We start from the raw sequence: 5,458 nt of genomic DNA on the forward strand, positions 1-5,458 counted from the left end.
CTTCGTTACACATTCACAACCTCGATGAGAAGTATTATTATTTGCGCGAAATTGTTCTATTTGGTTCATTTAATAACAAGTGGTCATTAAGTGTTACCTGTTTTCTATCAACAGTTATCTACAACTATGCAGTGAGATAAATCATGCCAACAACAAATAGCAAGTGGACCTGGCTCCTCTGGCTGCTGAGTGCGCTGATGCTCGTCATCGGTCTGATACTCGGTATCGGTGGCGCGTATCTGGCCACATTGGGAGGAAGTATTTACTTTCTGCTGATGGGTCTGGCGCTCATCGTTTCCGCCGTTTTGATTTTCAAAGGTAAGCCATCGGGCGCATGGCTTTACGCCCTGGCCTTTGTGCTTTCTGTTATCTGGGCTGTCCGGGACGCAGGTTTCACATTCTGGCCATTGTTCTCCCGTCTGTTCACGTTTGGCGTTCTGGCATTTCTGGTCGCGCTGATCTATCCGCTGCTTAAAGCACGCACGGGTCTGGTGACGCGTAAAGCGCCAGCCTTTTCAGTGGCGGCGGTTTTGGCTGTCGCGCTGATTGCCGCTTTCGCTAATACCTTTGTGCCAACACCTATCATCAGTACCGCCGACGATCAGGTGCCGGTGAAACCGGTAGAAAAAGGTGCAGAGCAAAAGAACTGGGAAAGCTGGGGTAACACGACTGCGGGTGACCGTTTCGCAGCCCTGGATCAGATTAACAAAACCAACGTGGATAAACTTCAGGTTGCATGGATTGCTCATACCGGTGATATCCCGCAGAGCAATGGCTCCGGCGCTGAAGACCAGAACACCCCGTTGCAAATCGGCGACAAACTGTTTGTCTGTACGGCCTACAGCAAAGTGATCGCCTTGTCTGTTGATGACGGTAAAAAGCTCTGGTCCTACGATTCCAACTCCACCGCGCCTAACTGGCAGCGTTGTCGTGGCCTGGGTTATTTTGAAAACAGCGCGGCGCCACAAGCCCCGGCAGCCCAACCCGCTGCGGTTCCGGCGGCTGAACCGGCAAGTCCGGTTGCGGCTTCTGAAGCGGCTACGCCTGCTACGAATGCGCCGCAAGCGCCAGCGGCGACCGGTGGCACTGTCAGCGGAACCTGCGAGCGTCGTCTGTTCCTGCCAACCATTGATGCGCGTCTGATTGCCATTAACGCCGATAACGGCAAACCCTGTGCTGATTTCGGTGACAACGGTGTGGTTGACCTGAAAGTCGGCATGGGTGAAGTCAAACCGGGCTACTACCAGCAAACTTCTACCCCGCTGGTCGCGGGCAATGTGGTGGTTGTCGGCGGTCGCGTCGCGGATAATTTCTCCACCGGCGAACCTCCGGGCGTGGTCCGTGCTTTCGACGTACATACCGGCGCACTGGTATGGGCCTGGGATCCGGGTAATCCGAACATTACCAAACTGCCACCGGCGGGTCAGACTTATACCCGTGGTACCCCGAATGTCTGGTCGGCGATGTCATACGATCCCAAACTGGGTCTGATTTACATGCCAACCGGCAACGCGACGCCAGACTTCTTCGGCGGCACGCGTACTGAGCAGGATGACAAATACAGTTCCTCCGTCGTCGCGGTAGACGTGGCCACCGGTAAAGTCCGCTGGACCTTCCAGACCACTCATCATGATCTGTGGGACTTCGATCTGCCGTCGCAGCCGCTGCTGTATGACCTGCCGGACGGTAGAGGTGGCAGCACGCCGGTGCTGGTGCAGACCTCCAAACAAGGCATGATCTTCATGCTGAATCGCGAAACCGGTCAGCCGGTTGCGAAAGTGGAAAACCGTGAAGTGCCGCAGGGTAACGTCCCGGGCGAACGCTACGCCAAAACGCAGCCTTTCTCTGTTGGTATGCCAAATATTGGCAATCAGACACTGAAAGAATCTGATATGTGGGGCGCAACGCCGATGGATCAGCTGCTGTGCCGCATCGAGTTTAAAGGTATGCGTCACGAAGGCGTTTACACGCCTCCGGGCCTGGATCGATCACTGCAATTCCCGGGTTCACTGGGCGGCATGAACTGGGGCAGCGTCTCGGTTGACCCGAACAACGCCATCATGTTCGTGAATGATATGCGTCTGGGTCTGGCGAACTACATGGTTCCGCGTGCACAGGTTCCGACCGGCGCGAGCGGCATCGAGATGGGGATGGTGCCGATGGACGGTACGCCTTACGGCGCAGTCCGCGAGCGTTTCCTGTCACCGCTGGGCATTCCTTGCCAGAAACCCCCGTTCGGTACGATGTCTGCGGTGAACCTGAAAACCGGCAAAATCGTCTGGCAGGTGCCGGTCGGTACCGTAAAAGACACCGGCCCGCTGGGCATCAAAATGCGTATGCCAATGGAAGTCGGTATGCCAACACTGGGCGCGAGCCTGTCAACGCAATCCGGCCTGCTGTTCTTCGCCGGTACGCAGGATTTCTATCTGCGCGCGTTTGATACCGCAAACGGTAAAGAGATCTGGAAATCCCGTCTGCCGGTCGGCAGCCAGTCCGGCCCGATGACCTACGTTTCACCGAAAACCGGTAAACAGTACATCATCATCAGCGCCGGTGGCGCACGTCAGTCCGCAGAACGCGGCGACTACGTGATCGCCTACGCACTGCCTGACGAGAAGTAAGATTTCGCAGTCCATGACAAAGCCCGCTGGTGCAGACCGGCGGGCTTTTTTATTCAACGTAACCCACTGATATTCTTATTAATGACTCTGTCGCCACGATAGCAATGTTAAAACATACTAAACAAAAAATTTGGGTTAAGGAGAGTGACGGGTATGATGCAACCATTACCCTTATTAACCAAAAGGAATTGGCATGGAAATCATCGGAGACAACAGCGTTATCACCAGTGTTGCACCCAAAGGTAAGGTTGTTTACTGCCGTGGTGAAACCCCCAGATACTGGCTGGAATTGCAATTTGTCGATGAGAATAATCTCCCCGTTGCCGGGCTGAAGGTCACACTGGAATACCATCCGCTGGCATCCGCGCAAGACGTCGCGATGTGGAAAAAATATAGCAATTACCACTACGATCCCACGCCACCACCCAATCCCCCTGCCGGCGTCACCGACAGTCAGGGACTGGTCAGATTCGACGATCTGTACTGGATAACGGTCGACGTAAAAGCAGACGCGCAACAACTGGCCGACGAAATGGAGCAGCGCCCGCTGGGGCTTCGGCGTAATCCGAACAGCCAGCCGGTGAGCAAAAATGCCTTTCGTCGGGAAACGCGAGACAAAAGCTGGCGATCTGACGTACAGGAAAAAGCCGAGGCCGCAGGACATATCCATCATTACGTGACCATCGGTGAACTTTGCGATCAGTTGCCTCACATTGAAGGCTGGGAGGAGAAGGAGCCACCGGAGTTTCATTTTCAGCAAGGGCGTTCGCTGAAAGGCACAGAGATTGCGTGTCAGGCGCTGAAGCAGCGGCACGTCATTGAAATCTGCCCGTTCCGGGCGTGGGTGCTGGCACTGCATGACACCCCCGCATATGATCTTGCCAACAGCCTTAATCTCGGCATTATGGCTGACCTCGCCTATTCGGCTGAAGCGAAAAACAATACCATCGATTATTTCTTCCGGAATAAATGTCAGGATCTGTCTGCAATCCCGCAATTTGCCGAGTTCCCATCTTATTACCACACACTGGCCGTGGATGTACCCTTCCGGGAACGTTATCTTGCACCTGTGTATCTGAATACGGGTGAGGGGGTAAATCCCGAGGGTGACACCAGGCTATTTACAGTTGAGTGTGATACTCACATTATCGTTGCATGGTGCGGTACGGACAGTCTGCTTAACGCTTTGACAGATATCTCCTTTGCGCCCAAAAAATGCCTTCCCGAGCTTGGTGGCGTGGGTAATATTCACGGCGGTTTTCTGAAGGCTTACATGTTGGCAAAACAGAAGTTTAAAGACAAATTGGATATTGTGAGTGAATCCCTGACGAACGGAAAGAAAATGCTATTTGTCTGTGGTCACAGTCTGGGCGGTGCGCTGGCCTTAACCTATGCTGCCGAGATGAAGAACAGCCATCCGATGCTTTACACTTACGGTATGCCGCGCACCTTCACCCGTTCGGCGGTTCTAAGCCTGAATTCAATGACGCATTACCGCCACATCAATGATAATGACTCAGTCACCCAAATTCCTCCCGATGCCGATGTAGACAATATCTTCTATGAGAAATGGGGACCACTGGGCGACAAACTCGGCTTTGACTGGTCGTTAACAACGGTAGCCGGGTTGGGAGTGGCTGTTCGCGACCTGGCTTTTCAGTCGGCAGGAATTTCCGATAAAAAAGATCCTTACTGGCATCACGGCAATACGGTGATATTTTTCCAGGCTCAGCAGTGCGTGATGCAATCCCGTCATCAGAATGTGCCGTGGATAGGCGGCGGAGGCAGCGATAATCCGGTACCCGGCGTGGTGAACACCTGTATTAAGCAGTCGGTTAAACTCTTTCTGGTGCCATCAATGAATGAAGAATGCCTTAATGCAACGGGCGAGCACCAGGCGAAGTTTATCGGGTGTCTGGATACTGTTAACCTGAGAAAAACCTTCCCCCGGAATACTAATCCCGAACTGGACGGGCTTTTCAGCAACCCTTCCAGCCATTCTATGGCACACCGTTACCTGCCTTATATCCATAATCAGGTGCTTGAGCTGGCAAATCCCGATCTTGAGATGAACCGGAAGGAGAAGCGGGCTGAGTTCAGGCAGGAGATTGAAGCAACGGCCAAAGGCAGTGCCAACCAGGATGAAATCCAGCGAAACCGGGAATTTATAGCGCTTCAGGATATGTTGCCGGTGGCGCTAACCCGCACCCGGTCAGAAGATGTGGGCAAAAATTCCCTGATCCGTTTTGCTGCAGTTACGGAGGAAGTAATTGAATTCTCTAAATAAAAAAGGCCTGTTGCTGCCGACAGTATTTTTGCTTTCCGCATGCTATGGCAAAACAGATCAGACGCTTTCACCGCCGGAAAATGCACGGCGCGTGACCATAGCCGTCCGGGTTCCTGAGGGCATTACACTGTTGCCATTGCAAATGCTTTATCGTTCAGAACGGTGCAAGACTAAAAGCTATAACTCGAGTAATGAAGCCTATGAAATTCGCGGATATAACGGTTTCATGCAGGCATTTAGCCCGATTGCAAACAGCGATATCAGGCAGCAACGGATTGCCATTGATGGTGGCGGGAAATGCCAGTGGCAGCTTAATTCCATTAAAGTCAGTTTTAAGATCGCTGATGAAAATCCTCTCGTTAAAGGAAAAGAGGTTTTCGCTACTAATTATATCTTCGATTTTGATGATTATGGATTTAGCGATGGGTATGGAACCGGTAAAGCGAAGGAATCCAGGGGAGATCTTCATATAAAAACGGATTTCTTTCCGATGGTAACTCATCTGGATGAGAATGATATTAGCCTGGAGTTTTTTGGCGGTGAAACAGGA

At 52.5% G+C, this 5,458-nt stretch carries 3 protein-coding genes; all 3 read left to right on the plus strand.

Features of this window, described 5'->3' with window-relative positions; all coding sequences use genetic code 11:
- The first annotated feature begins 143 nt into the window (after positions 1-143).
- Positions 144-2,621, plus strand: coding sequence for a membrane-bound PQQ-dependent dehydrogenase, glucose/quinate/shikimate family (locus J1785_RS03725; protein WP_217218848.1), 2,478 nt, complete (start codon positions 144-146; stop codon positions 2,619-2,621).
- 193 nt (positions 2,622-2,814) lie between these two features.
- A complete protein-coding gene (locus J1785_RS03730; protein WP_217218849.1) occupies positions 2,815-4,908 on the plus strand; it encodes a lipase family protein in 2,094 nt (697 codons plus the stop codon).
- Positions 4,892-5,458 (plus strand): hypothetical protein (locus J1785_RS03735; RefSeq protein ID WP_217218850.1); only part of this gene is annotated, 567 nt, incomplete at its 3' end. The genes J1785_RS03730 and J1785_RS03735, both read left to right, overlap by 17 nt.

The sequence above is a fragment of the Rahnella perminowiae genome (genome assembly GCF_019049755.1).
GTDB classification, from domain to species: Bacteria; Pseudomonadota; Gammaproteobacteria; order Enterobacterales; family Enterobacteriaceae; genus Rahnella; species Rahnella perminowiae.